Genomic DNA, 24,706 nt, shown 5'->3' with positions numbered 1-24,706 from the left:
TCACTCTTCCAGCTTGCTCAGCAGGTACTTCGGTTCACCGATGCGCTCGATCAGGTCGAGCTGGGTTTCCAGCCAGTCGATGTGCTCTTCTTCCGAATCAAGGATCTTCACGAACAGCTGGCGGCTGACGTAGTCGCCGACCGAATCGGCATACGCCACGGCCTCGCGCAGGGTGACCACGCCATCGCGTTCCAGCGACAGGTCGCACTGCAGGATCTCGGTCGGGTTCTCACCAATGCGCAGCTTGCCCAGCGCCTGGAAGTTCGGCAGGCCTTCGAGGAACAGGATGCGGTCGGCGAGCATGTCGGCATGCTTCATCTCGTCGATCGATTCCTTGTACTCGTGTTCGGCCAGTTCCTTGATGCCCCAGTTCTTCAGCATCTTGGCATGCAGGAAGTACTGGTTGATCGCGGTCAGCTCGTTGTAGAGGACCTTGTTGAGGAATTCGATGACCTTGGTGTCGCCCTTCATGGGGATGCTCCTGCACGCTGAAAACGCAGGCACTTTAACGCCTTGCCTGCAGCCGTGAAGGAACGCGAATCGTGCGCATTGGCCTGTGCGGCCGCACGTGAAGAATGCGAAAGCGCGCCGTCAACGCGCCGCCAAGAGACGATCAGGCGACCTGGGCCAGACCCAATACCGGCAGCGGCAGATCGTGGGTGGCACGCGCCTTGGCCAGCAGATCGCCGGCCATGTCCAGGCAGGAACCGCAGGTAGCGCCACAGCCGGTACGCATGGTCAGTTCGGCCACCGTACTGACGCCATGGCTGGCGGCTTCGCGGATCTGGTGGTCGGTGACTCCGTTGCAGATGCAGACGTACACAGGCGTGAACCGGGCTGGCAGGCCAGAAGCGGCCTGTTGGCTATTCCAATGGAAACGAGAATGGTTGTCAATCAGAGACCTGAACCATTCTCGATACCGTTCAGCCCGTCAGCTGGCCGGGCCATCGCCCGTGGCCTTCTTCGGCCAGTAGCCGCGGGTCCGAGGGCGCTTGCGTGGGCGGTCGTGCCCGGCGGTATGGCCAGGCATCCAGGCTTCGGCGGCGCTCTTGGGCATGGCGGTAACCCCCTGCCCGGCCACCCCGCGGGCCAGCGGCGCCAGATGTCGCAACGCACGCGCATAGACGCCACGCTTGAACATCACCACATGCTCCACCGGGTACCAGAAGTCCACCCAGCGCCAGTGGTCGAACTCGGGCGAGTCGGTGTGGTCCAGCTTCACGTGGGATTCGTCGCCGGTCAGGCGCAGCAGGAACCAGACCTGCTTCTGGCCGATGCAGACCTGCCGCTCATTGCGGCGGATGGCCCGCGCCGGCAGCTTGTAGCGCAGCCAGCCGGGCGTCGCCCCGAGCACTTCCACATGCTCGGGCAGCAGGCCGGTCTCTTCCTGCAGTTCACGATACATGGCCTCGACAGGCGTCTCGTCGGTGTTCATGCCACCCTGCGGGAACTGCCAGCCGTCCCGGCGCACGCGTCGTGCCCAGAACACCTGGCCGTCCTGCCGCATCAGCACGATGCCGACGTTCGGTCGATAGCCGTCCGGATCGATCACGATGCGGACTCCTAAGAAAATCTACTGGCCGGGACTATCCCATGCCCTCTGTCGGCCCACAAGCACGACACAAAAGTGTTGACAGGGGCGGTACACATCCGCAGAATAGCGGGCTCACCAAGGCTATGTAGCTCAGCCGGTTAGAGCACAGCACTCATAATGCTGGGGTCGGTGGTTCGAGTCCACCCATAGCCACCACACTGAAAATCAAGTTGTTTTTCAGCGTGAAAAGTGAGAAAATAGTTGCACGTTTTGCCCCGTCGCCAAGCGGTAAGGCACCTGACTCTGACTCAGGCATTCGGTGGTTCGAATCCATCCGGGGCAGCCAAATTAAAAACAAAAGGCCAGATCGAAAGATCTGGCCTTTTGCTTTTAATCTGGTCGCGCATTCCACCTTGTCCCCGCGCCTGTCGGCACACCCCCTTGAACAACAAGGGGGCTCTTCTCCAGAAAGAACCCCAGGGTCGGATCCTTTTCCGCAGGGAAAGGCCCTGACCCCACCCTCCCGACACGCGAGACCACGGGTAGTGCCGGCCGCTGGCCGGCAACCAGGAAATCCATGACCCCGGAACGACAAAAGCCCGGCCGAAGCCGGGCTTTTGCTTTTCCATCCAGCAGGCTCCCGAAGGAGCCCAACCAGGCGCGGTAAATCAGCGCTTGGAGAACTGGGTGGCGCGGCGGGCCTTGTGCAGACCGACCTTCTTACGCTCGACTTCACGGGCGTCACGGGTCATGAAGCCAGCCTTGCGCAGCTCGGACTTCAGGGTTTCGTCGTACTCGACCAGAGCACGGGCGATGCCCAGACGGATCGCACCGGCCTGGCCGGTGGTGCCGCCGCCAGCGGCGGTGACCAGGATGTCGAAGCTCTCGGTGTTCTTGGTCAGCTCGAGCGGCTGGCGCACGATCATGCGCGCGGTCTCACGACCGAAGAACTCGTCCAGCGGACGGCCATTGACGGTGATGTTGCCCGAACCCTTGCGCAGGAACACGCGAGCGGTGGAGGACTTGCGGCGGCCAGTGCCGTAGTTTTGAGTGATAGCCATGATTAGATATCCAGAACCTGCGGCTGCTGTGCGGCGTGCGGATGCTCAGTGCCAGCGTAGACCTTGAGCTTGCGGTACATCTGGCGACCCAGCGGGCCCTTCGGCAGCATGCCCTTGACGGCGATCTCGATCACGCGCTCCGGGTGGCGCTCCAGCGCCTGGGCCAGGGACTCGGTCTTCAGGTTGCCGATGTAACCGGTGAAACGGTGATACATCTTGTCCTGCAGCTTCTTGCCGGTGACGGCAATCTTTTCTGCATTGATGACGACCAGGTAGTCGCCGGTATCAACGTGCGGGGTGTAGACCGGCTTGTGCTTGCCACGCAGACGGCGGGCCAGCTCGGTGGCGAGACGGCCCAGGGTCTTGCCCTCGGCGTCGACGAGGTACCAGTCGCGCTGGACGGTCTCGTTCTTGGCAGTGAAAGTGCTCATGAAGAACTCTAGGTTAGGTCGGGCTCATTGCGGCGAAAGGCTCGCCGGAACTCTGCCACGCGTTGTGAAAAGGTGAAGCGTAAGAGGCGGGATTGTACTCATCCTGCCGCGGGAGCGCAACCCGTCCCCTGGGCCGGGTTGGCAGGGGCGCGGGGCCGGGCGAGAATCGGGGGGTCTTCCGCTCCACCGCGTACTGCCATGACCGTGCTCCGCCAGACCACTCCGCTGGACCACCTGCTGACCGAGGCGCAGCGCGCCCTGGACACAGTGTTCGGCAATCCGCCGGCGGCCCGCCCCTACCCCGCCACGGACACCGGCGAGCCCGGCATGGACAGCGCCGAGCGGCGTCATGCCGCAGGCCTGATGCGGATCAACCACGTCGGCGAGGTCTGCGCGCAGGGCCTGTACTTCGGCCAGGCCGCCGTGGCGCGCGACCCGGCCACGCGGGAACACCTGCTGGAAGCGGCGCAGGAAGAAACCGACCACCTGGCCTGGTGCGCCACCCGGCTGGCCGAACTGGACAGCCGTCCGAGCCTGTTCAACCCGCTCTGGTACGCCGGCAGCTACACCATCGGCACCCTGGCCGGGCTGCGCGGCGACGGCTGGAACCTGGGCTTCGTGGTCGAGACCGAGCGCCAGGTGGAGGCCCACCTGGACGAGCACCTGGTCGACCTGCCGGCCGGCGACCTGCGCAGCCGCGCGGTCATCGCGGTGATGAAGGAAGACGAGGCCCGCCATGCGGACCACGCCGAGCAGGCCGGCGCTCGCCGCCTGCCGTTCCCGATCCCGGGCGTGATGGCACTGGCCTCCAGGGTGATGAAGACCATCGCCTACCGCATTTGAAGGGTCGCCCGCACCAACGGTGCGGGCCTACCAGGAGGTGCGGGGGGGGCCGACGGTGGGGCCCGACCGTTGGTCGGGCCATCAATCAGTTCGGCGAGACCAGCTTCAGGCCGATCACACCAGCCACGATCAGGCCCACGCAGGCCAGGCGGGCCGGCGATGCGCTGTCGTTGAACAGGTAGATGCCCAGCACCGCCACGCCCATGGCACCGATACCGGTCCAGATCGCGTAGGCCGTGCCGACCGGGATGCTCTTCATCGCCTGGCTCATCAGGTACAGGCTGATCAGCGCGGATACCACCGTGGCAGCGGTGGGCAGGGGTTTGCTGAAGCCTTCGGAGTACTTCATTCCGAGGGCGAAACCGATCTCGAACAGGCCGGCCAGCAGCAGGTAGATCCAGGGCATGGGTGGGGGCTCCTTACCTTTTTTGAAAAAAACGAAACGGCCCGGTGTTTTCACACCGGGCCGTGGGTCGGTACATCACCGTGGAACTGTAACGCGTGCGGGGGCACTGGTTCCACGGGGCGGGTCGTCCCGCCTGGGTGGCGATGCCTGCGGGCATCGCACATGGGGCTTACTCGGACAGGTTGCGGCCGTGGAACAGCTCTTCGATCTCGCGCTTGAGCAGCGCTTCGATCTTCATGCGTTCCTTGAACGACAGGTTCTTGGCCTTTTCCTCGAACAGGTACTGGTCCAGGTCGAAGTCCTTCAGGTGCATCTTCGTGTGGAAGATGTTTTCCTGGTAGACGTTGACGTCGAACATCTCGTAACGCGACTTGATGTTCTTGGCCAGGAAGTTCTGGATCGAGTTGATCTTGTGGTCGATGAAGTGCTTCTTGCCCTTCACATCGCGGGTGAAGCCACGGACGCGGTAGTCCATGATCACGATGTCCGACTCAAGGCTCTCGATCAGGTAGTTCAGGGCCTTCAGCGGGGAAATGACGCCACAGGTGGCCACGTCGATGTCCGCGCGGAACGTCGCGATACCTTCCTGCGGATGGGTTTCCGGGTAGGTGTGGACAGTGATGTGGCTCTTGTCCATGTGCGCGACCACGGCGTCGGAGATCAGCTCCTTGCCGGCCAGCTTCTTGTCGATCACCGGCTCTTCGGAGATCAGGATGGTCACCGAGGCACCCTGCGGGTCGTAGTCCTGGCGGGCCACGTTCAGGATGTTGGCGCCGATGATCTCGGCGACATCGGTCAAGATTTGAGTCAGCCTGTCGGCGTTGTACTCTTCATCGATGTATTCAATGTAACGCTGACGCTCCTCTTCGGTGCGCGCGTAACACACGTCATAGATGTTGAAGCTCAGCGCCTTGGTGAGGTTGTTGAAACCCTGCAGCCTCAGGCGAGGCAACGGCTTGACCACGGCGGTCGATTCCTGTGTAAGAAGGGAAAGGGGGAATTATGGGGCAAACTGCCCCCGGGGGGAACGTGAAGACGCAAGAGTTCTGGCACACTGTTTGCCCTTAACAATTGCGCTGGTTAAGCTCCGCTATCGACCCCGTGAATCCGTTCATGCGCAGAGGGAGCGCCCCTATCGTGTCAACCGTGCGCCTAGCTAGCAGTCCACTGGCCTTGGATATCGCCACCATCGATCGTTTCCTGGCGCACAGCCACCGGCGGCGATATCCCACCCGTACCGACGTCTTCCGACCCGGTGACCCGGCGGGAACCCTGTATTACGTTGTCAGCGGCTCGGTTTCAATCATGGCCGAGGAAGATGACGATCGAGAGCTTGTGCTGGGCTACTTCGGTGCCGGCGAGTTCGTTGGCGAAATGGGCCTGTTCGTCGAATCGGACCGCCGCGAGGTGATCCTGCGGACCCGTACCGCCTGCGAACTGGCCGAAATCAGCTACGAGCGCCTACACCAGCTGTTCCTCGGCCCGCTGTCGGCCGACGCCCCGCGCCTGCTGTATGCGCTGGGCCAGCAGATTTCCAAGCGCCTGCTCGATACCAGCCGCAAGGCCAGTCGCCTGGCATTCCTGGATGTTACCGATCGGATCGTGCGCACACTGCACGATCTGGCGCAGGAACCAGAAGCGATGAGCCATCCGCAGGGCAGCCAGCTGCGCGTGTCACGCCAGGAACTGGCGCGCCTGGTCGGCTGCTCGCGCGAAATGGCCGGCCGCGTGCTGAAGAAGCTGCAGACCGACGGCCTGCTGCATGCCCGCGGCAAGACCGTGGTGCTGTACGGCACCCGTTGACGGTTGAGCACCCGGTGGGTGCGGACCTTGGTCCGCACTCCTTCGCGCGCTAGGCTCGGTGCATGGAACTGAGCAGCGAATTCTGGTGGTTCATCCTCATCGGCCTTGGCGCGCAGCTGGTTGACGGCGCACTGGGCATGGCCTTCGGCCTGGTGTCCTCGTCGGTGATGCTGAGCATGGGCCTGCCACCGGCGCAGGTCAGCGCCAGCATCCACACCGCTGAAGTGTTCACCACCGGTGCCTCGGGCGTGTCGCACCTCGCCGCCGGGAATGTCGATAAACGCCTGTTCCTGCGGCTGGCCCTGCCCGGTGCGGTGGGCGGCGCCCTGGGCGCGTACGTGCTCACCCAGATCCCCGGCGACATCATCCGCCCCCTCATCTACCTGTACCTGCTGGTGCTGGCGATCATCATCCTGGCGCGCGCCGCGGGGCGCTGGATGCCCAAGGGCGAGATCCGCCGGGTACCGGTGCTGGGCTTCTTCGCGGGCCTGCTGGACGCCAGCGGCGGTGGCGGCTGGGGACCGATCGCCACGTCCACCCTGCTCGCCCGTGGCGGCCAGGCGCGCACCACCATCGGTACGGTCAACGCGGCCGAGTTCGTGGTCACGTTGACCGTGTCAGCGACCTTCCTGTTGTCGATGGGCGTGCAGCACCTGCAGATCGTCGCCGGCCTGCTGATCGGCGGCATGATGGCCGCGCCGGTGGCGGCGATCCTGGTCAAGCGGGTGAAGGAGCGCTGGGTGCTGGTGGCCGTTGGCGTGCTGGTGCTGGGGATCAGCCTGTTCCAGATCGGCCATGCGGTGTACGGGTACCTGGGGCATTGAGCGTTTGCCGGCCAGCGGCCGGCACTACCGGGACGGAGGAGGGTAGTGCCGGCCGCTGGCCGGCAGATCCGTCATCGTGCGATGGGGTCAGGCCCCGGACGGGATCCGGCCCCGGGCTACGCCTTGTCGCCGCCGCGGTCCACGCAGCCCCAGTTGAGGATGCGGGTGCCGGCCGGCAGCACGCGGCGGAAGAAGTCCACCCTGGATCGCTTCGGGTTCACCACCACCGGCGCCTTGGCGGCCAGCAGCAACGGCAGGTCGGCGGTGCTGTCGGAGTAGGCGATGTCGATATTGCCGTAGCCGCGCTCGCGCAGCATGCGCATCTTTTCTTCGTTGTGGCAGTGGCGGGTCGGGCCGACGCCGCCCAGTCGCGGGCCGACCTCGGTGCCGATCACCGGCACGTCCTGGTGGGCAACGAACGCCAGGATGGCGCGGGCCAGTTCCGGCGGCGCGCCGGTGGCGACCACTACACGGTCGCCCTTGGCGCGGTGCGCGGCGAACACCTCCAGCGCCTGCGGCAGCAGCTTGGCGCGCATCTGCGCCTCGTTGCGCAGCACGTAGGAATCGATCACCTTGTTGAAATCGCGCGCACGGTGCAGGCCGAAGCTGCCAATCCACACGTAGACCGAAATACCCGTTCGGCGGGTCGGCAGCATCGCCACCAACGGCCCGGCGATCGGCGTGACCAGCAGCGCGGCCAGCATGCGCAGCGGGTTGCGCTTGATCAGCGAGGCGAACAGATGGGTGCCCGAATCGCCGTCGTAGAGGGTGTGGTCGAAATCGAAGACCACCAGCGGCGCATCGTCGCGCGGCGTCGGATAGTGCGTTGTCATGCCGCGAAGAATAGCTGACGCAGGCCCTCGCCCGGCTCTTCCACGCGCATGAAGGCCTCGCCGACCAGGAATGCATGGATGCCGGCATCGCGCATCAGCGCGACGTCCTGCGGGCCGAGGATGCCACTCTCGGTGACCAGCAGGCGGTCACGCGGCACCGCCTGCTGCATGTCCAGCGTGGTCTGCAGCGACACCTCGAAGGTGCGCAGGTTGCGGTTGTTGATGCCGATCATCGGCGCCGGCACCTGCAGCGCGCGCTCCAGTTCGTCGATGTCATGCACTTCCACCAGCACGTCCATGCCCAGCGACAGCGCCAGCTCGGACAACGTGGCCAGCTGGGTATCGTCCAGCGCGGCGACGATCAGCAGGATGCAGTCGGCGCCCAGCACGCGCGCCTCGTACACCTGGTAAGCGTCGATGACGAAATCCTTGCGCAGCACCGGCAGCGTGCAGGCTTCGCGGGCCTGCTGCAGATAGGCGTCGGCGCCCTGGAAGAAGTCCACGTCGGTCAGCACCGACAGGCAGCTGGCGCCACCGAACTCGTAGCTGACGGCGATGTCGGCCGGGCGGAAATCCGGGCGGATCACGCCCTTGGAGGGGCTGGCCTTCTTCACCTCGGCAATCACCGCCGGGTCGCCATTGGCCACCGCCGCCTGCAGCGCGCGCACGAAGCCACGTACCGGCGGGGCGCTGGCCACGGCGGCCTGCAGCTCCTCGAGCGGGCGCTGGGCGCGGCGCTGGGCCACTTCTTCGGCCTTGCGGGCCAGGATCGTCTGCAGGATGTCGCTCATCGTCTTCGGGTCGGTGCGGGGGGCGGTGAGGACGGCCATTATCGGCCATCGAGAGGGTGAGGCTGAACCGCGCGCTCAGGCAACCAGCGCGCGGGTGGTCTCCACATACTGCTGCAGGCGCTGGCGGGCGCTGCCATTGGCGATGGCGGCACGGGCGCGGGCCAGGCCGTCTCCGATGTCGCTGGCCACACCAGCCACGTACAGGGCGGCACCGGCATTCAGCGCGACGATGTCCAGCGCCGGGCCCGGCTCGTTGTCGAGCACGGCGCGCAGCATCTGGATGGACTGTTCCGGACCGTCCACGCGCAGGTTGCGGCTGGCCGACATGGCGATGCCGAAGTCTTCCGGGTGGATCTCGTACTCGCGCACCTTGCCGTCGCGCAGTTCGCCGACCAGGGTGCCGGCGCCCAGCGAGATCTCGTCCATGTTGTCGCGGCCCCAGACCACCATCGCGCGCTCGGTACCCAGTTCGCGCAGCACGCGCGCCTGGATGCCGACCAGATCGGGATGGAACACGCCCATCAGTACCGACGGTGCACTGGCCGGGTTGGTCAGCGGGCCGAGGATGTTGAAGATGGTGCGCACGCCCATCTCGCGGCGTACCGGCGCAACGACCTTCATCGACGGGTGATGGATCGGCGCGAACATGAAGCCGATGCCGGTCCGGTCGATGGCCGCGGCCACCTGGTCAGGCTGCAGCTCGATCACCGCGCCCAGCGCTTCCAGCGCATCGGCACTGCCTGACTTGGACGACACGCTGCGGTTGCCATGCTTGGCCACGCGCGCGCCTGCAGCAGCAGCGACGAACATCGCGCAGGTGGAGATGTTGAAGGTGTGCGAGCCATCGCCACCGGTGCCAACGATGTCAACCAGGTTGGAGGTATCGGCCACCGGCACTGGCCGGGCGAATTCACGCATCACGGTGGCCGCCGCGGCGATTTCGTCCACGGTCTCCTTCTTCACGCGCAGCCCGGTGAGGATGGCGGCGGTCATCATCGGCGAGACATCGCCGCGCATGATCTGCCGCATCAGGTCGACCATTTCGTCGAAGAAGATTTCGCGGTGTTCGATGGTGCGATGCAGGGCTTCCTGGGGGGAGAAGCTCATGGGAATGCTCCTTGGATCAGGCTGCCGGGCGCTGCAGGAAATTACGCAGCAGGGCGTGGCCGTGTTCGGTGAGGATGGACTCGGGGTGGAACTGCACGCCTTCCACCGGGAACTGGCGGTGGCGCAGGCCCATGATCTCTTCGATCGAGCCGTCGTCGTTCTCGGTCCAGGCAGTCACTTCCAGGCAGTCCGGCAGACTGTTCTTGTCCACCACCAGCGAGTGGTAGCGGGTGGCCTGGTAGCGGTCCGGCAGGCCAGCGAAAACGCCCTTGCCTTCATGGCGGATCGGCGAGGTCTTGCCGTGCATGATGTTGCCGGCACGGATGACCGTGCCGCCGTAGACCTGGCCGATGCCCTGGTGGCCCAGGCACACGCCGAGGATCGGCGTGGTCGGGCCCAGGCGCTCGATCAGTTCCAGCGACACGCCCGCTTCGTTGGGCGTGCACGGGCCGGGCGAGATGACGATGCGCTCGGGCTTCTGCGCGGCGATCTCGTCCACGCTCATTGCATCGTTGCGCACCACCTTCACCTCGGCGCCCAGCGTCTGCAGGTACTGCACGAGGTTGTAGGTGAAGCTGTCGTAGTTGTCGATCATCCACAACATGGTCAGGTTCCGTCGCTTATCAGGAAAATGGCGTACACGTTTTCGGTGTAGGTGATGGGGCCGGCTTCCACCGACTCGCGCAGGCGCGAGCCCGTGGTCTCGATGCTGTTCATCGGTGCCTCGGGCGCGGGCGGCGAGGGCGGCGTCACCAGATCCCCACTGCTGGGCCAGTTGCCCGCCTGCACGCCATAGGCGAAGTTCGGCGCCACATCGGAGATGCTGTACAGGCCACGCAGCTGGGTGCCGTAGGCCTTGGCCAGGCCCTGCGCAGACTGGCGGGTCTGGGCCGCCGCCTCGCCCTTGAGTTCGCGGCGCAGCGCCACTTCGCCCGAGTAGGTCGGGGCCACGCTGCTGACCTGCACGTTCTCGTTGGCCTTCAGCGCCCCCAGCACGTCCTGCATCTGCTGGACGCTGGCGAAGCTGGCGCGCAGTTGGCGTGACACGCGGGTGCCGATGAAAACCTGCCGATTCTGCTCATAGCGCGTCGCAGGACCAATCCGCAGGTTGTCCGCGCGCACGCTGCCTTCCACCGCCTTGTGCTGCTTGAACAGTGCCAGCACGCGGGCAACGTTGTCCTGCACGCGGCGGCGCGCGGCGTCGGCGTCCATGTCGGTCTCTTCGATGTTCAACTGCAGGCCGAACCGGTCCGGCATCACCACGCGACGCGCCTCGCCCTTCACCAGCAGGTGCGGCTGCGAGGGAATGGTATTGGCCTGCGCCCACGCAGACGGGGCCATCGTGGCCAGCAGTGACGACCACAGCAATGCGCTCAGCAGCTTCATGCGGTACTCCTTGTCTTCAACGGGAACAGCGGAACGACCACGGCGCGGCGCCGTGGCGAGGCAGGCTTACAGGCCCTTGGCAGCCTGGGCAACGGCGCGGAACAGCGCGCGGCCCTTGTTCATCGTCTCGTCCCATTCCTTGTCCGGGTCCGAGTCGTAGACGATGCCGGCGCCGGCCTGCACGTACAGGCGGCCGTCCTTGATCACCGCGGTGCGGATCGCGATCGCGGTATCGGCATCGCCGTGCCAGCCGATGTAGCCGATGCTGCCTGCGTAGACATTGCGCTTGATCGGTTCCAGCTCGCGGATCACTTCCAGCGCGCGGATCTTCGGCGCGCCGCTGACGGTGCCTGCCGGGAAGGTGGCACGCAGCACGTCGGCGTAGCTCAGGCCCGGCTGCAGCTGCCCGGTCACTTCGCTGACGATGTGCATGACGTGGCTGTAGCGCTCGATCACGAACTGCTCGCCCACTTCCACGGTGCCCGCCCTGGACACACGACCGGCATCGTTGCGGCCGAGGTCGATCAGCATCAGGTGCTCGGCGCGTTCCTTCGGGTCGGCCAGCAGCTCGGCTTCCAGCGCCAGGTCCTGCTCGGGCGTGGCGCCACGCGGGCGGGTGCCGGCGATCGGGCGCACGGTGACTTCGCCATCCTGCAGGCGCACCAGGATTTCCGGCGAGGAGCCGACCACCTGCAGGTCGCCGACATCCAGGAAATACATGTACGGCGACGGATTCAGTGCACGCAGCGCGCGGTACACATCCACCGGCCGCGCCTTGAACGGCACGCTCAGGCGCTGGCTCAGCACCACCTGGAAGATGTCACCGGCGCGGATGTATTCCTTGCTGCGCTGGACCGCATCGACGAACCCTTCGCGGGTGAACCCGGAAACGAAATCGGATTCGTCCAGCACATCGCTGTTGAGCGGTGCGGGATAACCGGCGCCCGGTGCACGCAGCTTGGCAGTCAGCGCATCCAGGCGCGCCTGCGCCTGCTCGAAGGCGCCCTCGACACGCGGGTCGGCGTGCACGATCAGGTACAGGCGGCCCTTGAGGTTGTCGAACACGGCCAGCTCGTTGGAGTCCAGCAGCAGGATGTCCGGCGTGCCCAGCTCATCGCGGCCGGCCGGCGGGGCCAGGCGTGGTTCGATGTAGCCGATGCACTCGAAGCCGAACCAGCCGACCAGGCCACCTGTGAAGCCCGGCAGGCCTTCCAGCTTCGGCACCGAGTGGGCGCTGCGCAGCGCCTCGACTTCGGCGAACGGGTCGGCCACCTCGCGGGTGTCCACCACCTGGCCGTCTTCGCGCACGGTCAGCGTGTGGCCGTGGAAGGCGTACACGCGGCGCGCCGGCAGGCCGATGATCGAGTAACGACCAAAGCGCTCGCCGCCTTCGACGGACTCAAACAGGTAGGTATTGGGGCCGTCGGCGAGCTTCAGATAGACCGAAAGCGGCGTGTCCAGGTCGGACAGCACTTCGCGGACGACGGGAATATGGGTGTGGCCTTCAGCGGCCTGCTGCTGAAACTGAGCGTGCGAGTTCAAGACGACTTTCCTTCCGGGACACAGCGTTATGGGGGCGGACGACGGCAACGGGCCACCATCGCCACCAACGGCGTGCGGAAGAAAGGGTATGCGGGGTCGTCAGGCTGGACACCCCTTGACTGTATCGCAGCTTGGACGGCAGGGGAACCCTGGGAAACTGAACCACGGCACGGGCGGGGCCAGCCACGGGAACCGACGACGCGGACCGGTAGAGTCGACTGTTGGTCGACTTGCGCGCGTAGCGCGGGGTTTTACGCCGTCGGAACGAAGAGCAGTCGACTAACAGTCGACTCTACCTCCCTACCCACCCAGCAACGGGCAGCCAGCCGGAAGATGCATCCGCACCCTGCCCGGCACGCACTCGATGCGGAACTGGCGGGCCTGTACCGGCTCGCCATCCAGATTGAGGGTCAGTGGGCGCTCAGATGCGATCTCCAGCCACGGCAGCCGCGCGCGCGTGGCCAGCTGTTCGAGCGCGGCCTGGGTGCCCGACTTCAGCATCTGGCCGAGCGTGGCGGTGACCTCACCCTCCAGTTCCGGAAGCACGGTGACATCCAGCAGCCCATCATCGATCAATGCCTGCGGACACAGTTGCTGGCCGCCACCGGCCTGGCGACCATTGCCGATGCCGAGCGCAATGAAGTCGCCTTCCCACGCGAAGTCCGGACCGGACAACCGTGCGGTGATCGGCTCGATGCGGCCCAGCTTGGCGATGCCGGTGATCACATAGGCCAGCCCGCCCAGCATCTTCTTCAAGCCCGCATCAGTCTCCACCGTCACCTGCGTGCCGAAGCCACCGCTGGCGAGATTGGCGCACCACCATTGGGTGCCATCGGCGTCAACGCGCAACAGGTCAATGGCGTGCGGCGTCGCCTGCCCGATCAAGGCGAAGGCCTCCTTCGGTTCGGTCGGCATGCCGGCCGCAGTCGCGAAATCGTTGGCGGTCCCCATCGGGATCAGCGCCAGCGAGGGCAGCGCATCTGCCAGCTCCTCACGATGCGCCAGTGTCTCGGCCACCGCACTGAGCGTGCCATCGCCACCGGCGGCCACGATCACATCCACGCCATGATCGATCGCCTCGGCGACATAGCGCTCGGCGTCACCGTCCTCCCAGGTCACCCGTACGTCCAGCTGCACGCCCTGTCCGCGCCAATGGCCGACGGCGTCGCGCAACTCATCATTGCCGGCGGATTTGCCGTTGAGGATCAGGCGCCAGCGCGGGGTGGTCATGCAGAGCTTCCAGGGATGCGGTGGCACAGGCTAGCAATGCGCTGTTTGCCTGCGGTGAATGTCACGCAGATGTCATTCAGCTACCGGAGAATGGGAGTCCATAGCAGGGACGACGGATGGAGGCAGGATCAGCCTCCCACGCATGCAGCGAGGCCACGCCAGTGATTGGCGTGGCTTTTTTTTGGGGTGTGCAGGGAGTGCGAACCAAGGTTCGCACCCACCAGGTTGCGGTTCGCTCCCCCCAGGTTGCGGTTCGCCCCCCCCCGGGTTGCGGTTTGCACACACCCAGTTGGTAGATCCACGCCATGCGTGGATGCACTTCGCTTCAACCGTTGGCGAAATCGTGCAGCGCCTGGCCCTGCAGCCGGTACACGGTCCACTCGTCCTGCGGCTTCGCACCGGCAGCGGTGTAGAACTCGATGGCCGGGGTGTTCCAGTCCAGCACCGACCATTCGAAGCGACCGCAGCCCTCGGCCACGGCCTGGCGTGCGATGTACTTCAGCAGTGCCTTGCCGGCGCCCACGCCGCGCTTTTCCTGGCTGACATACAGGTCTTCCAGGTAGATGCCCTTGCGGCCCAGCCAGGTGGAGTAGTTGTAGAAGTACACCGCATAGCCGATGGCCTCGCCGTCGCCTTCGCAGATCAACGCGCGCGCCGTGGCATCGACACCGAACAGGCTCTCGGCGATGCCGATCTCATCGGTCTGTACCGAATGCTCGGCCTTCTCGTAGATGGCCAGTTCGCGGATGAAATGCAGGATCAGGCCAGCATCGGCCACGGTGGCCGGACGGATGTTCAACAGTGCCATGCGCAGATAAAGGGGACGGAGGGAATTAAACGAGATTAATCCCCTCCGCCCCCTTTTTGTCAGCGTGCCGCAGCGACGTTCGCGCGCATCTGCGCGATCACGTCCTGGTAGCTGGTCTTGGCGTTGAAGATGGCCGAGCCGGCGACAAAGGTGTCGGCACCGGCAGCCGCGATCTCGCCGATGTTGTCGGCCTTCACGCCGCCGTCGATCTCCAGGCGGATGTCCTTGCCGCTGGCATCGATCATCTTGCGCACCACCTTCAGCTTGTCCAGCGCCGAGGGGATGAAGGCCTGGCCACCAAAGCCCGGGTTGACCGACATCAGCAGCACCAGGTCCAGGTCCTCCAGCACCCAGTCGAGGATGTCCACCGGCGTGGCCGGGTTCAGCACGATGCCCGGCTTGCAGCCCAGCGAGCGGATCAGCTGGATGGTGCGGTGCACGTGGCGGCTCGCCTCCGGGTGGAAGCTGATGTAGGTGGCACCGGCCTCGGCGAAGTCCGGGATGATGCGGTCCACCGGCTCGACCATCAGGTGCACGTCGATCGGCGCGGTCACGCCGTGCTTGCGCAGCGCCTGGCAGACCATCGGGCCGATGGTCAGGTTCGGCACGTAGTGGTTGTCCATCACGTCGAAGTGGACCCAGTCCGCGCCAGCGGCGAGGACGTTGTCGACTTCCTCGCCGAGGCGGGCGAAGTTGGCGGACAGGATGGAGGGGGCGATGAGGCAGTGGGACATGGCCGGGCCTTGCAACGAGGGGAAAGGGGTCAGCGCTTGCGCAGGGTCTTGATGCGGTCGTAGGCGGCGTTGATGCGCCGCGACTTCTGCTCGGCCTGCTGCTGCAGCTCGGGGGCGGCGCCGCCAAGCTTGTCGGGGTGGTACTGCGAGATCAGCTTGCGGTAGGCGCGCTCGACCTCGGCATCGGTGGCCTCGGAGGTCAGCCCCAGCTCCCGGTACGGGTTCTCCTTGTTCAGGCGGAACCAGTCCGAATCAAAGGCATGGCCGATCAGCAGGCCGACCACTGCACCAAACAGCGGATTGGGCCGGAACAGCAGGGCGCCGGCGATGAATCCGAGCAGTTTTCCGTACCAGCGCATGGCGCTCCGGGGTCGACCGACGAAATGGACGCTCATTTTACGTCACAGCGGGCCCGGACGGCTTTACACTAGGCCGCCCGCTGGTCAGCGGGCCCGCCGGGTCCGTTGGGCAGCAGCCGTATCGACAACGCCCCAGGAGTGCCCGTGCCAACCACGCTGTTGCAATCCGATCTCCCCGGCCTGCCCTTGCGCCATCGCGGCAAGGTGCGTGATGTGTTCGATATCCCGCGCGAGCGGCTGCCAGCCGGAACCCCGCCGGGCGAGTACCTGCTGATGGTGGCCACCGATCGCCTGTCGGCGTTCGACGTGGTCCTGCCCGACCCGATTCCGGGCAAGGGCGAGATGCTCTGTCAGGTCTCCAACTTCTGGTTCGCCAAGACCGCGCACCTGATGCCCAACCACCTGACCGGCATCGACGTGGCCAGCGTGTTGCCCGAAGGCGTGGACCCGGCCCTGTATGCCAGGCGCGCGGTGGTCACCCGCAAGCTGAAGCCGGTGCCGGTGGAAGCGATCGCCCGCGGCTACCTGATCGGCAGCGGCTGGAAGGATTACCAGCGCACCGGCAAGGTCAGCGGCATCGACCTGCCCGACGGCCTGCGCCAGGCCGAGCAGCTGCCCGAGCCGATCTTCACCCCCTCGACCAAGGCCGCTGTCGGCGACCATGACGAGAACATCGATTTCGATGCGATGGTGAAGCAGGTCGGTGCGGAACTGGCCGAGCGCGTGCGCGACGCCACCCTGCGCATCTACAAGTTCGCGGCCGATTACGCCCGCGAGCGCGGCATCATCCTGGCCGATACCAAGTTCGAGTTCGGTACCGACGCCGATGGCCGCCTGTACATCATGGACGAGATGCTGACGCCGGATTCCTCGCGTTACTGGCCGGCCGACGAGTACGAAGTGGGCACCAGCCCGCCGAGCTACGACAAGCAGTTCGTGCGCGATTACCTGGAGACGCTGGACTGGGGCAAGACCGCCCCGGGCCCGACCATCCCGGCCGAGATCATCGAGCGCACCCGCGCCAAGTATGCCGAGGCACTGCAGCGCCTGGCCGGGATCAGCGTCGACTGATGCGCCTGCGCCCCCGGCCGGAAAGGCGGGGGGCGCTCTGAAGGGTAGTGCCGGCCGCTGGCCGGCAACCTCATGAACTCGGCTATGCTCTGGAGTGCCGGCCAGCGGCCGGCACTACCGTTGTCCGAGGAAGCAACGCAGCATGCAGACATCCACCGAGCTTGCGCGGCCGATCGACCGCTATTTCGCCAGCTACTCCGACGACCACCGCAATGTGATCAACCAGCGCATCCACGTGGTGGCGGTCCCGGCGATCCTGTGGTCGGTGGTGGCTCTGCTCTGGTGCCTTCCGCCGCTGATCACCTGGTTCCAGTACGGCATCTGGTCGGCGTTCGCGATGTTCAGCGCCTGGTGCTTCTACAACAAACTGTCGCGCCCGCTGGGCATCGGCATGCTCATCCAGTTCTTCATGTTCGGCTGCCTGTGCCGCCTGCTGGAGGCCGAAATCGGCCTGCACAACCTGTTCTGGCTGGCGGTGGGCGTGTTCGTGGTGGCCTGGATCGCGCAGTTCATCGGCCACAAGTTCGAGGGCCGCAAGCCCAGCTTCCTGACCGACCTGACCTACCTGCTGATCGGCCCGGCCTGGGTGATGGCCAAGTTCTACCGCAAGCTCGACTGGCGCTACTGACCTGCCCAGGGTCGACGGCGCCCCTCGTTTCCTGAACGGGCAGATTCCATCACCCGCACTCCACGACGGCCCTGCCAGCCTGCGCCGGTGATCCGCTCCCCACTTCCCGCCCGTCGACGGCAGCCCCTGTGCGACAGGGCCTGCGGTCTCCCTGCGTGGGCGTAGGGCGTCCCCCGAGGGCAACCGGGGAGGGACTGCAGGAACGCGATGTTGCGTCGCAGAAAATATGAATCAGCGGACGTTACATGCAATTGATCGCTGTTCGATGGGTTTCAGCGACATTTCGCAGCCTGTTATCCTCCCTGACCTGCTCGTGAATCATGGATTCCCTGCATGCTCCCCAGCCTGCCCCTGCTGCTGGCCCTGCCGTTCCTGATGGCAGCGGCTGTTGCGGCCTTCCCCCGTAGTTCGCGCTCGACTGCTGCCTGGCTGGCGGCGCTGGCGCCGTTGGGCGGACTGGCCATCCTCGGCTGGCTGACCCCGTCCGTACTCGACGGCCAGGTGGTGCGGACGATGGTCCCTTGGCTGCCGCAGATCGGCCTGGACTTCACCCTGCGCCTGGACGGGCTGGCGTGGATGTTCGCCGGGCTGGTGCTGGGCATCGGCGCGCTGGTGGTGCTGTACGCGCGCTACTACCTGAGCCAGCAGGACAACGCGCACCGCTTCTACTGCTACCTGCTGCTGTTCATGGGCGCCATGCTGGGCATGGTGCTTTCGGGCAACCTGCTGTTGCTGATGATCTTCTGGGAAATGACCAGCATCAGCTCGTTCCTGCTGATCGGTTTCTGGTCGCACCGCCAGGACGCCCGCGAGGGCGCGCGGATGGCGCTGGTGATCACTGGCGGCGGCGGCCTTGCGCTGCTCGGTGGCGTACTGCTGATCGGGCGCATCGTCGGCAGCTTCGACCTGGACGTGGTGCTGGCCGCCGGCGAGCAGATCCGCGCCAGCGCGCTGTACCCGTACGCGCTGTTCCTGGTGCTGGCGGGCATCTTCACCAAGAGCGCGCAGTTCCCGTTCCATTTCTGGCTGCCGCACGCGATGGCCGCGCCCACTCCGGTCTCTGCCTACCTGCACTCGGCCACCATGGTGAAGGCCGGTGTGTTCCTGCTGGCGCGCCTGCATCCAGCGCTGGCCGGCAGCGACCTGTTCTTCTACACGGTCAGCGGCATCGGTGCGATCACGCTGTTGATCGGCGCCTGGAACGCGATCTTCCAGCACGATCTGAAAGGTCTGCTGGCTTATTCGACCATTTCCCATCTGGGCCTGATCACCCTGCTGTTCGGCCTGTCCACGCCGATGGCGGTGGTGGCCGGTGTGTTCCACATCCTCAACCACGCCACCTTCAAGGCCTCGCTGTTCATGGCCGCCGGCATCATCGACCATGAGACCGGCACCCGCGACATGCGCAAGCTGGGCGGCCTGCGCAGGCTGATGCCGTTCACCAGCGCGCTGGCGATCATCGCCTCGCTGGCGATGGCCGGCATCCCGCTGCTCAACGGCTTCCTGTCCAAGGAAATGCTGTTTGCCGAGGCGATCACGGCCGGAGGCCCGGGAATCATGCGCACGGCGGTGTCGATCGCCGCATTGCTGGCTGGCGTGTTCGGGGTGGCCTACAGCCTGCGCTTCGTGCACGACACCTTCTTTGGCCCCGGCCCGCACGACCTGGATCGCGTGCCGCATGAGCCGCCGCGCTGGATGAAGGTACCGGTGGAACTGCTGGTGGTGATCTGCGTGGCAGTTGGCATCGCCCCGGCACTGACCGTGGCACCGGTGCTGCATGCCGCTGCGGCGTCGATCCTCGGCAGCGCCATGCCCGAGTACAGCCTGGCGGTATGGCACGGCTTCAACCTGCCGCTGGCGATGAGCGCGATCGGTGTGATCGGCGGCGTGGCGCTGTACTTCGGCCTGCGCAAGCTGATCAACCTGCATGCCGTGACCAACGTCAGCACTGGCCGCAATGTGTTCCATGCACAGCTGGATGCCGTGTCCGCACTGGCCATGCGCCTGACCAACGGCATCGCCAACGGCAGCCTGCAGCGCATGCTGCTGGGCCTGGTGCTGGTGGCGATCGCAGTTGCCGCCGCGCCATTCGTGGCAGATCCGGCGTCGCCAAACTGGACCGCGCCACAGCCGATGCCGCTGCTGGGCTGGGCGCTGTGGCTGGTGATGATGGCCTGCGCGGTGGCCACCCTGCGCATCTACAAGCAGCGCCTGCTGGCGGTGCTGCTGGTCGGCGGCGTCGGCCTGATGGTGGCGCTGACCTTCGTGTTCCTGTCCGCACCCGACCTGGCCCTGACCCAGCTGCTCGTGGAGATGGTGACCCTGGTGCTGATGCTGCTGGGCATGAACTACCTGCCCGCGCAGTCCGGGCCGGAACGCCCGCGCTGGCGCAAGCGCCGCGATGCGGTGATCGCGATCATCGCCGGCGCCGGCCTGGGTGCGCTGGCCTATTCGGCGATGACCCTGCCGCCGAACACCATGGCCGGCGAACTGCTCGCCCGTGCGTTGCCCGAGGCCTACGGCCAGAACGTGGTCAACGTGATCCTGGTCGACTTCCGCGGCTTCGATACCTTCGGCGAGATCACCGTGTTCGGCATCGCCGCGCTGGTGGTGCACGCACTGCTGCGGCGCACGCGGATGGCACCGGAACAGATCATGCCCGGCCCGCCGATCAAGCTGCCGGTGCCGGCCGACCTGGCGCAGATCATGTTCCCGCTGACGCTGACCGTGTCGATCTTCCTGTTCCTGCGCGGCCACAACGCACCGGGCGGCGGCTTCATCGCCGGCCTGGTGCTGGCGGTGCCGCTGCTGATCCAGTACGTGATCCAGGGCACCGCGTCGGTGGAATCGCGCTTCGGCTTCGACTACATCCGCTGCATCGGCATGGGCCTGCTGATCGCCCTGCTCAGCGGCAGCGCCTCGATGCTGTTCGGCGTGCCGTTCCTGACCAGTGGCCACCTCGACCTGCACCTGCCATTGATCGGCGACGTGCCGCTGGCCAGCGCGATCGGTTTTGACATCGGCGTGTATCTGGTGGTGTTCGGCGGCGCCATGCTGATGCTGTCGATGATGGGCACGATCAAGCCGTCGCGTACCCGCGCTGCCCGCAAGGGTGAGATCGACCTGCAACGCCGTTCGGCCCGCACCGGGGAGATGCACTGATGGAATTGGCCCTGGCTACCGCGATCGGCGTGCTGACCGCCATCGGCATCTACCTGCTGCTGCGTGCGCGCAGCTTCGACGTGATCCTCGGCATGACCTTCCTGTCCTACGCCACCAACCTGCTGATCTTCGCCGGTGGCCGCGTGGTGCTGGGCAAGGCGCCGGTGCTGCAGGAGGGCGTGGACAGCCACCTGGGCAACTACACCGACCCGCTGCCGCAGGCACTGGTGCTGACCGCGATCGTGATCGCCTTCGCGATGACCGCAGTGAGCATCGTGCTGGCCATGCGCAGCCGCAGCGACAACCACAGCGACCATGTGGACGCCCACGAGCCCGACGACGACCTGCAGGATGAGAGCGCATCGGCGCGCCAGGGCGAGGACCGCGCATGAACCATCTGGTGATCCTGCCGATCCTGATTCCGCTGCTCGGCGCCGCGCTGTCGCTGTTCGTCGAACACCGCCGCTACGGCCCCAGGGTGCAGCGCGCGGTCGCGTGGACCTCGCTGTCGGCGCTGGCGCTGGCGGTGGGCCTGCTGTTCGCGTCGACCGCGGGCGGTGACATCAACGTCTACCTGCTGGGCGACTGGCCGTCGCGGCTGGGCATCGCGCTGGTGGCCGACCGGCTGTCGGCATGGATGCTGCTGACCACCCTGCTGCTGGCCATTCCCTGCCTGCTGCACGCCTGCTCGGGTTGGGACCGCCGCGCACCGCACTTCCATGCACTGTTCCAGTTCCAGCTGGTCGGCCTCAACGGTGCGTTCCTGACCGGCGACATCTTCAACCTGTTCGTGTTCTTCGAGGTGATGCTGATCGCCTCCTACGGCCTGCTGCTCAGCGGTGGCCGCGGCCTGCGCATGCGCATCGGCCTGCACTACGTGGTGTTCAACGTCACCGCCTCGACCCTGTTCCTGATCGCGCTGGGCCTGCTGTACGCCACGCTGGGTTCGCTGAACATGGCCGAGCTGTCGCAGCGCATTGCCGCGGTGCCGCCGACGCAGCTGACCCTGGTGAAGGCCACGATGGGCCTGTTGCTGCTGGTGTTCTGCGCCAAGGCCGCGCTGATGCCGCTGTACCTGTGGCTGCCGGAAGCCTATTCGCGCGCACCGGCCGCAGTGGCGGCGCTGTTCGCGATCATGACCAAGGTCGGCCTGTATTCGGTGCTGCGCATCCAGATGCTGTGGTTCGGCGATGACGCGGGCGCGATGGCCGGCTATGGCCGCGACTGGCTGCTGTGGGCCGGCGTGGCGACGCTGGTGCTGGGCGGGCTCGGCGCCCTGGCCGCGACCCGCCTGCGCGTACTGATTTCCTACCTGGTCATCGTGTCGGCAGCCACACTGTTCATCGCCTTCTCGGTGGGCACGCCGCAGGTGCTGTCGGCCGGCCTGTACTACCTGCCGCACAGCAGCTTCGTGGCCGCTGCGCTGTTCCTGGTTGCCGACCTGATCCGCCGCCGCCGTGGTGGCGCCAGCGACCGCAAGGAGGTGGTGGCGCCGATGCCGGGCAAGGAAACGCCGGCGGTGCTGTTCCTGATCGGGGCAGTGTCGGTGGCCGGCCTGCCGCCTCTGTCCGGCTTCCTGGCCAAGGCCACACTGCTGGCCGGCATGCCGGCGCAGTACACCGGCCCGGTCTGGACCGCCGTGCTGGTCAGCAGCCTGCTGGTGATCATGGGCCTGACCCGCGGCGGCATCCGCCTGTTCTGGCGCGTGCCGCCGGTCGATCCGGAGGCACCGAAGCCGCGCAAGGCTCCCCTGCGCCGGGTAGAACTCTACGCCGCCTGCCTGCTGCTGGCCTACGGCATCGGCATGACCCTGGCTGCGGCACCGTTGATGCGCTACACCGACGCCACCGCCGCACAGCTGCTGCAACCCAGCGAGTACGTGCAGCAACTGCGTGCGACCACGCCGGAGATCCGCCAGCCATGACCGCCCAGCGCTCCCTGTTCCGTCGCCTGATTCCCTCGCCGATGCTCAGCATCATGGTGGTGGCGTTCTGGCTGCTGATGTCCGACAGCTTCACCCTCGGCCAGATCGTGCTGGGGCTGCTGCTGGGCGTGGTGGTGCCGCTGTTCGCCGCGCGCCTGGACCGCGAGTTCGCCCGTATCGGCACCCTGCGGCCACTGCCCAGGCTGGTGTGCGTGACCCTGTGGGACATCCTGATGTCCAACATCCGCGTCGCCCTGCAGGTGCTGGGCCCGGAAAAGAACATCCACCCGGGTTTCATCTGGCTGCCGCTGGACATCGCCAACATCCACGGCATCGCCGCGCTGACCAGCATGATCACCCTGACCCCGGGCACGGTCTCGGCCGCGCTCAGCGACGACCGCAAGTTCCTGCTGGTGCATGTGCTGCACCTGGAGGACCCACAGGACCTGATCGATACGATCAAGCGCCGTTACGAGGCGCCGTTGATGGAGATCTTCCCATGACCGGTTTTGAAGTCATCCAGACCACCCTGGTGGTGTGCATGCACGTGGTCGGCCTGGCCATGCTGCTGGCCACCTGGCGCCTGCTGCGCGGGCCGACCGTGCCCGACCGCATCCTTGCGCTGGATACCCTGTCGGTGACCGCGATCGCCGAGCTGATGCTGTTCGGCATGTACCTCAATTCGCCGATCTACTTCGAGGCGGCGCTGATCATCGCCATGCTCGGCTTCGGCAGCACCGTGGTGCTGAGCAAGTTCGTGCTGCGCCGGGACATCGTCGAATGATCACCGCGATCCAGATCGGCCTGTCGATCCTGCTGCTGTTCGGCTGCTTCTTCATCCTGGTCGGCGCACTGGGCCTGGTGAAGCTGTCGACCTTCTTCAAGCGCCTGCACGCGCCGACCAAGGCCAGCACGCTGGGCGTGGGCTGCGTGCTGGTGTGCTCGGTGTGCTACCACATCTTCCTCGGCCAGGACCCGCAGCCGCGCGAGCTGCTGATCACCGTGTTCCTGTTCATCACCGCACCGATCAGCGCGCACATGATGGCCAAGGCCGCGCTGTCGCTGCTGATGGAGACCCGCCCCACCCTGCCAGGCAACGAACGTGCCGCCGAGGAGCAGCTGCCGCCGCCGGAGCCGGTGCGGGAAGAGGAAGCCACGCAGAACCGGTAGTGCCGGCCGCTGGCCGGCAGTGGCAAGGGTTCCGTCAGAGGCAGTGAGGTTGCCGGCCAGCGGCCGGCACTACCTCATGCCGCGCCGACCAGCAGCAGTTCCAGCACGAACCAGCCGACAAACGCGACCAGCAGGATCACACCTTCGCCGCGGCTGATCTTCAGGTCGCCACGCAGCATCGGGTACAGCACCAGCGCGAACGCCAGCAGCGCCGGCAGTTCCAGGCGCACGAACGAGGCCGGCAGCGCCAGCGGCTGCAGTATCGCCATCGCACCGATCACCAGCAGCAGGTTGACCACGCTGGAACCCAGCACGTGGCCCAGCACTATGTCGCCATGCCCGCGACGCGCGGCGGCGATGGCGGTGGCCACCTCCGGCAGTGCGGTACCGATCGCCAACGGCAGCAGGCCGACCAGCAGGGGCGTCCAACCCAGGGCGGCGCCGAAGTCGGCGGCGGCGCCCACCACCAGGCGCGCGCCCCAGTACAGCGCCAACGCGGCAATCAGCACGCGCAGCACATTCAACGGCAGGCTGGTGCGGCTCAGTGCGGACTCGGCGATGGCCACCTGCACCTCCGCGCTCTCGCTGCGACCACGGCGCAGCAGCAGCACCTGCACCACGATGAAGCCGGCCAGCAGTATGCCCCCTTCCCAACGTGCCAGACCGCCATCAAGCCCGAACAGGATCAGCAGCACACCCGCCGCCAGCAGCGACCACCACAGCACCGTCTGCAGGCGAGCGCGCAGCAGCAGGGGCGCAGCCATGGCCGCCACCGCCAGGGTCAAGCCCAGGTTGACGATGCTGCTTCCCACCGCGTTGCCCAGTGCCAGCTCCGGTTGGCCCACCGCCAGCGCGCGCGCGTTGACTGCCAGTTCCGGCAACGAGGTGGTCACCCCGAGCAGCAACAGCCCGGCAGTGAATGGGCTGGCGCCGAAACGCTGGGCCAGGCCGGACACGGCCTTGATGATGGAGTCCCCGCCCAGCGCCAGCAGCAGCAGGCCGAGCAGGAACCAGGCAATGGCAATGGCGATCATCGAGCACTCCCCCAGCGGTCGTGGC

The 24,706-nt window shown here is 66.2% G+C and carries 29 protein-coding genes and 2 tRNA genes; 13 read left to right on the top strand and 18 right to left on the bottom strand.

Translation table 11 applies throughout. The annotated features are described in order from the left end of the window. The 3 genes from bfr to AC5P6S_RS12395 form a co-directional block, all read right to left on the bottom strand. A complete protein-coding gene (bfr, locus tag AC5P6S_RS12405) occupies positions 1 to 471 on the bottom strand; it encodes a bacterioferritin (RefSeq protein ID WP_005414691.1) in 471 nt (156 codons plus the stop codon). Between the two features lie 142 nt (positions 472 to 613). After that, complete coding sequence (locus AC5P6S_RS12400; RefSeq protein WP_005411309.1) at positions 614 to 823, bottom strand: (2Fe-2S)-binding protein; 210 nt, start codon at positions 821 to 823, stop codon at positions 614 to 616. A gap of 108 nt (positions 824 to 931) precedes the next feature. Continuing rightward, positions 932 to 1,552, bottom strand: coding sequence for an RNA pyrophosphohydrolase (locus AC5P6S_RS12395; protein ID WP_005411310.1), 621 nt, complete (start codon positions 1,550 to 1,552; stop codon positions 932 to 934). A 121-nt stretch (positions 1,553 to 1,673) separates the two neighbouring features. Between AC5P6S_RS12395 and AC5P6S_RS12390 the strand changes: the two genes are divergently transcribed. Both AC5P6S_RS12390 and AC5P6S_RS12385 read left to right on the top strand, forming a co-directional pair. Next, positions 1,674 to 1,750: transfer RNA gene (locus AC5P6S_RS12390), tRNA-Met, on the top strand. Between the two features lie 55 nt (positions 1,751 to 1,805). Further along, a tRNA-Gln gene (locus AC5P6S_RS12385) sits at positions 1,806 to 1,880 on the top strand. Between the two features lie 322 nt (positions 1,881 to 2,202). Here AC5P6S_RS12385 and rpsI read toward each other — a convergent pair. Then, positions 2,203 to 2,595, bottom strand: a complete 393-nt coding sequence (gene rpsI, locus AC5P6S_RS12380) for a 30S ribosomal protein S9 (protein ID WP_005411311.1) — start codon at positions 2,593 to 2,595, stop codon at positions 2,203 to 2,205. A 2-nt stretch (positions 2,596 to 2,597) separates the two neighbouring features. Beyond that, complete coding sequence (gene rplM, locus AC5P6S_RS12375) at positions 2,598 to 3,026, bottom strand: 50S ribosomal protein L13 (RefSeq protein ID WP_005414692.1); 429 nt, start codon at positions 3,024 to 3,026, stop codon at positions 2,598 to 2,600. Between the two features lie 198 nt (positions 3,027 to 3,224). Here rplM and coq7 point away from each other — a divergent pair, with 198 nt between their 5' ends. Further along, the gene (gene coq7, locus AC5P6S_RS12370; RefSeq protein ID WP_005411313.1) at positions 3,225 to 3,869 is read left to right on the top strand and encodes a 2-polyprenyl-3-methyl-6-methoxy-1,4-benzoquinone monooxygenase; all 645 of its coding nucleotides are present in this window, start codon (positions 3,225 to 3,227) and stop codon (positions 3,867 to 3,869) included. An 85-nt stretch (positions 3,870 to 3,954) separates the two neighbouring features. Here coq7 and AC5P6S_RS12365 read toward each other — a convergent pair whose 3' ends face one another. Then, the gene (locus tag AC5P6S_RS12365) at positions 3,955 to 4,275 is read right to left on the bottom strand and encodes a DMT family transporter (RefSeq protein ID WP_005411314.1); all 321 of its coding nucleotides are present in this window, start codon (positions 4,273 to 4,275) and stop codon (positions 3,955 to 3,957) included. 169 nt (positions 4,276 to 4,444) lie between these two features. Continuing rightward, entirely contained in the window at positions 4,445 to 5,239 is a 795-nt protein-coding gene (speD, locus tag AC5P6S_RS12360) for an adenosylmethionine decarboxylase (protein ID WP_005411315.1), read from the bottom strand. A gap of 149 nt (positions 5,240 to 5,388) precedes the next feature. Between speD and crp the strand changes: the two genes are divergently transcribed. Both crp and AC5P6S_RS12350 read left to right on the top strand, forming a co-directional pair. Beyond that, entirely contained in the window at positions 5,389 to 6,078 is a 690-nt protein-coding gene (gene crp / locus AC5P6S_RS12355; RefSeq protein ID WP_012481435.1) for a cAMP-activated global transcriptional regulator CRP, read from the top strand. Between the two features lie 62 nt (positions 6,079 to 6,140). Next, positions 6,141 to 6,902: a sulfite exporter TauE/SafE family protein gene (locus AC5P6S_RS12350; protein ID WP_005411317.1), complete on the top strand. Its 762-nt coding sequence runs from the start codon at positions 6,141 to 6,143 to the stop codon at positions 6,900 to 6,902. A 116-nt stretch (positions 6,903 to 7,018) separates the two neighbouring features. On the opposite strand, the gene AC5P6S_RS12345 is transcribed toward AC5P6S_RS12350, so the two are convergent. The 10 genes from AC5P6S_RS12345 to AC5P6S_RS12300 all read right to left on the bottom strand — a co-directional run bounded on the left by AC5P6S_RS12345 (position 7,019) and on the right by AC5P6S_RS12300 (position 15,692). Then, positions 7,019 to 7,735, bottom strand: coding sequence for a haloacid dehalogenase-like hydrolase (locus AC5P6S_RS12345; RefSeq protein ID WP_012481436.1), 717 nt, complete (start codon positions 7,733 to 7,735; stop codon positions 7,019 to 7,021). Then, entirely contained in the window at positions 7,732 to 8,526 is a 795-nt protein-coding gene (trpC, locus tag AC5P6S_RS12340; protein WP_005414695.1) for an indole-3-glycerol phosphate synthase TrpC, read from the bottom strand. Before trpC ends, AC5P6S_RS12345 begins: the two co-directional genes overlap by 4 nt. A 75-nt stretch (positions 8,527 to 8,601) precedes the next feature. Beyond that, positions 8,602 to 9,633, bottom strand: a complete 1,032-nt coding sequence (gene trpD, locus AC5P6S_RS12335; protein WP_005411320.1) for an anthranilate phosphoribosyltransferase — start codon at positions 9,631 to 9,633, stop codon at positions 8,602 to 8,604. A gap of 16 nt (positions 9,634 to 9,649) precedes the next feature. Continuing rightward, positions 9,650 to 10,237: an anthranilate synthase component II gene (locus tag AC5P6S_RS12330; protein WP_012481439.1), complete on the bottom strand. Its 588-nt coding sequence runs from the start codon at positions 10,235 to 10,237 to the stop codon at positions 9,650 to 9,652. A 2-nt stretch (positions 10,238 to 10,239) separates the two neighbouring features. Then, positions 10,240 to 11,019 (bottom strand): SIMPL domain-containing protein, encoded by a 780-nt coding sequence (locus AC5P6S_RS12325; protein ID WP_049407132.1) that lies wholly within the window; start codon positions 11,017 to 11,019, stop codon positions 10,240 to 10,242. Between the two features lie 66 nt (positions 11,020 to 11,085). After that, positions 11,086 to 12,561, bottom strand: a complete 1,476-nt coding sequence (gene trpE, locus AC5P6S_RS12320; protein WP_049418006.1) for an anthranilate synthase component I — start codon at positions 12,559 to 12,561, stop codon at positions 11,086 to 11,088. 300 nt (positions 12,562 to 12,861) lie between these two features. After that, positions 12,862 to 13,791 (bottom strand): lipid kinase YegS, encoded by a 930-nt coding sequence (gene yegS, locus AC5P6S_RS12315; protein ID WP_049418008.1) that lies wholly within the window; start codon positions 13,789 to 13,791, stop codon positions 12,862 to 12,864. 325 nt (positions 13,792 to 14,116) lie between these two features. Further along, a complete protein-coding gene (locus AC5P6S_RS12310) occupies positions 14,117 to 14,599 on the bottom strand; it encodes a GNAT family N-acetyltransferase (RefSeq protein WP_049417710.1) in 483 nt (160 codons plus the stop codon). Between the two features lie 59 nt (positions 14,600 to 14,658). Next, a complete protein-coding gene (rpe, locus tag AC5P6S_RS12305) occupies positions 14,659 to 15,333 on the bottom strand; it encodes a ribulose-phosphate 3-epimerase (protein WP_005411326.1) in 675 nt (224 codons plus the stop codon). A gap of 29 nt (positions 15,334 to 15,362) precedes the next feature. Continuing rightward, positions 15,363 to 15,692, bottom strand: a complete 330-nt coding sequence (locus AC5P6S_RS12300) for a J domain-containing protein (protein ID WP_005411327.1) — start codon at positions 15,690 to 15,692, stop codon at positions 15,363 to 15,365. Positions 15,693 to 15,836: 144 nt separating this feature from the next. Between AC5P6S_RS12300 and AC5P6S_RS12295 the strand changes: the two genes are divergently transcribed. The 8 genes from AC5P6S_RS12295 to AC5P6S_RS12260 all read left to right on the top strand — a co-directional run bounded on the left by AC5P6S_RS12295 (position 15,837) and on the right by AC5P6S_RS12260 (position 23,647). Next, entirely contained in the window at positions 15,837 to 16,763 is a 927-nt protein-coding gene (locus tag AC5P6S_RS12295) for a phosphoribosylaminoimidazolesuccinocarboxamide synthase (RefSeq protein WP_043034284.1), read from the top strand. A 142-nt stretch (positions 16,764 to 16,905) separates the two neighbouring features. Further along, positions 16,906 to 17,391 carry an Mpo1 family 2-hydroxy fatty acid dioxygenase gene (locus tag AC5P6S_RS12290; RefSeq protein ID WP_495204623.1) on the top strand — a complete coding sequence of 162 codons (486 nt, stop codon included), beginning with the start codon at positions 16,906 to 16,908 and terminating at the stop codon, positions 17,389 to 17,391. Positions 17,392 to 17,724: 333 nt separating this feature from the next. Beyond that, on the top strand, positions 17,725 to 20,553 hold the full coding sequence (locus AC5P6S_RS12285; RefSeq protein WP_005411330.1) for a monovalent cation/H+ antiporter subunit A: 2,829 nt from the start codon (positions 17,725 to 17,727) through the stop codon (positions 20,551 to 20,553). After that, the gene (locus AC5P6S_RS12280; protein WP_012481447.1) at positions 20,553 to 20,945 is read left to right on the top strand and encodes a Na+/H+ antiporter subunit C; all 393 of its coding nucleotides are present in this window, start codon (positions 20,553 to 20,555) and stop codon (positions 20,943 to 20,945) included. Before AC5P6S_RS12285 ends, AC5P6S_RS12280 begins: the two co-directional genes overlap by 1 nt. Continuing rightward, positions 20,942 to 22,477: a monovalent cation/H+ antiporter subunit D gene (locus AC5P6S_RS12275; RefSeq protein WP_049419052.1), complete on the top strand. Its 1,536-nt coding sequence runs from the start codon at positions 20,942 to 20,944 to the stop codon at positions 22,475 to 22,477. Before AC5P6S_RS12280 ends, AC5P6S_RS12275 begins: the two co-directional genes overlap by 4 nt. Further along, entirely contained in the window at positions 22,474 to 22,980 is a 507-nt protein-coding gene (locus AC5P6S_RS12270) for a Na+/H+ antiporter subunit E (protein ID WP_005411333.1), read from the top strand. Before AC5P6S_RS12275 ends, AC5P6S_RS12270 begins: the two co-directional genes overlap by 4 nt. Beyond that, entirely contained in the window at positions 22,977 to 23,261 is a 285-nt protein-coding gene (locus tag AC5P6S_RS12265) for a K+/H+ antiporter subunit F (RefSeq protein ID WP_005411334.1), read from the top strand. Before AC5P6S_RS12270 ends, AC5P6S_RS12265 begins: the two co-directional genes overlap by 4 nt. Then, the gene (locus tag AC5P6S_RS12260; RefSeq protein ID WP_005414707.1) at positions 23,258 to 23,647 is read left to right on the top strand and encodes a Na+/H+ antiporter subunit G; all 390 of its coding nucleotides are present in this window, start codon (positions 23,258 to 23,260) and stop codon (positions 23,645 to 23,647) included. The genes AC5P6S_RS12265 and AC5P6S_RS12260 overlap by 4 nt, the downstream gene beginning before the upstream one ends. A 74-nt stretch (positions 23,648 to 23,721) precedes the next feature. Here the strand turns inward: AC5P6S_RS12260 and AC5P6S_RS12255 are convergent, their stop codons facing one another. Next, positions 23,722 to 24,681 carry a sodium:calcium antiporter gene (locus AC5P6S_RS12255; RefSeq protein WP_049419056.1) on the bottom strand — a complete coding sequence of 320 codons (960 nt, stop codon included), beginning with the start codon at positions 24,679 to 24,681 and terminating at the stop codon, positions 23,722 to 23,724. Positions 24,682 to 24,706 lie beyond the last annotated feature (25 nt).

Source organism: Stenotrophomonas sp. YJH_SMC_119, from assembly GCF_059368315.1.
Note: the sequence above shows the minus strand (reverse complement) of the source record. Positions and strands in the feature narration are given on the sequence as shown.

Bases quoted from the DNA above. Each gene is read 5' to 3' on its own strand.
- bfr (WP_005414691.1), bottom strand. From the start codon at position 471: ATGAAGGGCGACACCAAGGTCATCGAATTCCTCAACAAGGTCCTCTAC.
- rpsI (WP_005411311.1), bottom strand. From the start codon at position 2,595: ATGGCTATCACTCAAAACTACGGCACTGGCCGCCGCAAGTCCTCCACC.
- rplM (WP_005414692.1), bottom strand. From the start codon at position 3,026: ATGAGCACTTTCACTGCCAAGAACGAGACCGTCCAGCGCGACTGGTAC.
- coq7 (WP_005411313.1), top strand. From the start codon at position 3,225: ATGACCGTGCTCCGCCAGACCACTCCGCTGGACCACCTGCTGACCGAG.
- AC5P6S_RS12365 (WP_005411314.1), bottom strand. From the start codon at position 4,275: ATGCCCTGGATCTACCTGCTGCTGGCCGGCCTGTTCGAGATCGGTTTC.
- crp (WP_012481435.1), top strand. From the start codon at position 5,389: ATGCGCAGAGGGAGCGCCCCTATCGTGTCAACCGTGCGCCTAGCTAGC.
- AC5P6S_RS12350 (WP_005411317.1), top strand. From the start codon at position 6,141: ATGGAACTGAGCAGCGAATTCTGGTGGTTCATCCTCATCGGCCTTGGC.
- AC5P6S_RS12345 (WP_012481436.1), bottom strand. From the start codon at position 7,735: ATGACAACGCACTATCCGACGCCGCGCGACGATGCGCCGCTGGTGGTC.
- trpC (WP_005414695.1), bottom strand. From the start codon at position 8,526: ATGAGCGACATCCTGCAGACGATCCTGGCCCGCAAGGCCGAAGAAGTG.
- trpD (WP_005411320.1), bottom strand. From the start codon at position 9,633: ATGAGCTTCTCCCCCCAGGAAGCCCTGCATCGCACCATCGAACACCGC.
- AC5P6S_RS12330 (WP_012481439.1), bottom strand. From the start codon at position 10,237: ATGTTGTGGATGATCGACAACTACGACAGCTTCACCTACAACCTCGTG.
- AC5P6S_RS12325 (WP_049407132.1), bottom strand. From the start codon at position 11,019: ATGAAGCTGCTGAGCGCATTGCTGTGGTCGTCACTGCTGGCCACGATG.
- yegS (WP_049418008.1), bottom strand. From the start codon at position 13,791: ATGACCACCCCGCGCTGGCGCCTGATCCTCAACGGCAAATCCGCCGGC.
- AC5P6S_RS12310 (WP_049417710.1), bottom strand. From the start codon at position 14,599: ATGGCACTGTTGAACATCCGTCCGGCCACCGTGGCCGATGCTGGCCTG.
- rpe (WP_005411326.1), bottom strand. From the start codon at position 15,333: ATGTCCCACTGCCTCATCGCCCCCTCCATCCTGTCCGCCAACTTCGCC.
- AC5P6S_RS12300 (WP_005411327.1), bottom strand. From the start codon at position 15,692: ATGCGCTGGTACGGAAAACTGCTCGGATTCATCGCCGGCGCCCTGCTG.
- AC5P6S_RS12290 (WP_495204623.1), top strand. From the start codon at position 16,906: ATGCAGACATCCACCGAGCTTGCGCGGCCGATCGACCGCTATTTCGCC.
- AC5P6S_RS12285 (WP_005411330.1), top strand. From the start codon at position 17,725: ATGCTCCCCAGCCTGCCCCTGCTGCTGGCCCTGCCGTTCCTGATGGCA.
- AC5P6S_RS12280 (WP_012481447.1), top strand. From the start codon at position 20,553: ATGGAATTGGCCCTGGCTACCGCGATCGGCGTGCTGACCGCCATCGGC.
- AC5P6S_RS12275 (WP_049419052.1), top strand. From the start codon at position 20,942: ATGAACCATCTGGTGATCCTGCCGATCCTGATTCCGCTGCTCGGCGCC.
- AC5P6S_RS12270 (WP_005411333.1), top strand. From the start codon at position 22,474: ATGACCGCCCAGCGCTCCCTGTTCCGTCGCCTGATTCCCTCGCCGATG.
- AC5P6S_RS12265 (WP_005411334.1), top strand. From the start codon at position 22,977: ATGACCGGTTTTGAAGTCATCCAGACCACCCTGGTGGTGTGCATGCAC.
- AC5P6S_RS12260 (WP_005414707.1), top strand. From the start codon at position 23,258: ATGATCACCGCGATCCAGATCGGCCTGTCGATCCTGCTGCTGTTCGGC.
- AC5P6S_RS12255 (WP_049419056.1), bottom strand. From the start codon at position 24,681: ATGATCGCCATTGCCATTGCCTGGTTCCTGCTCGGCCTGCTGCTGCTG.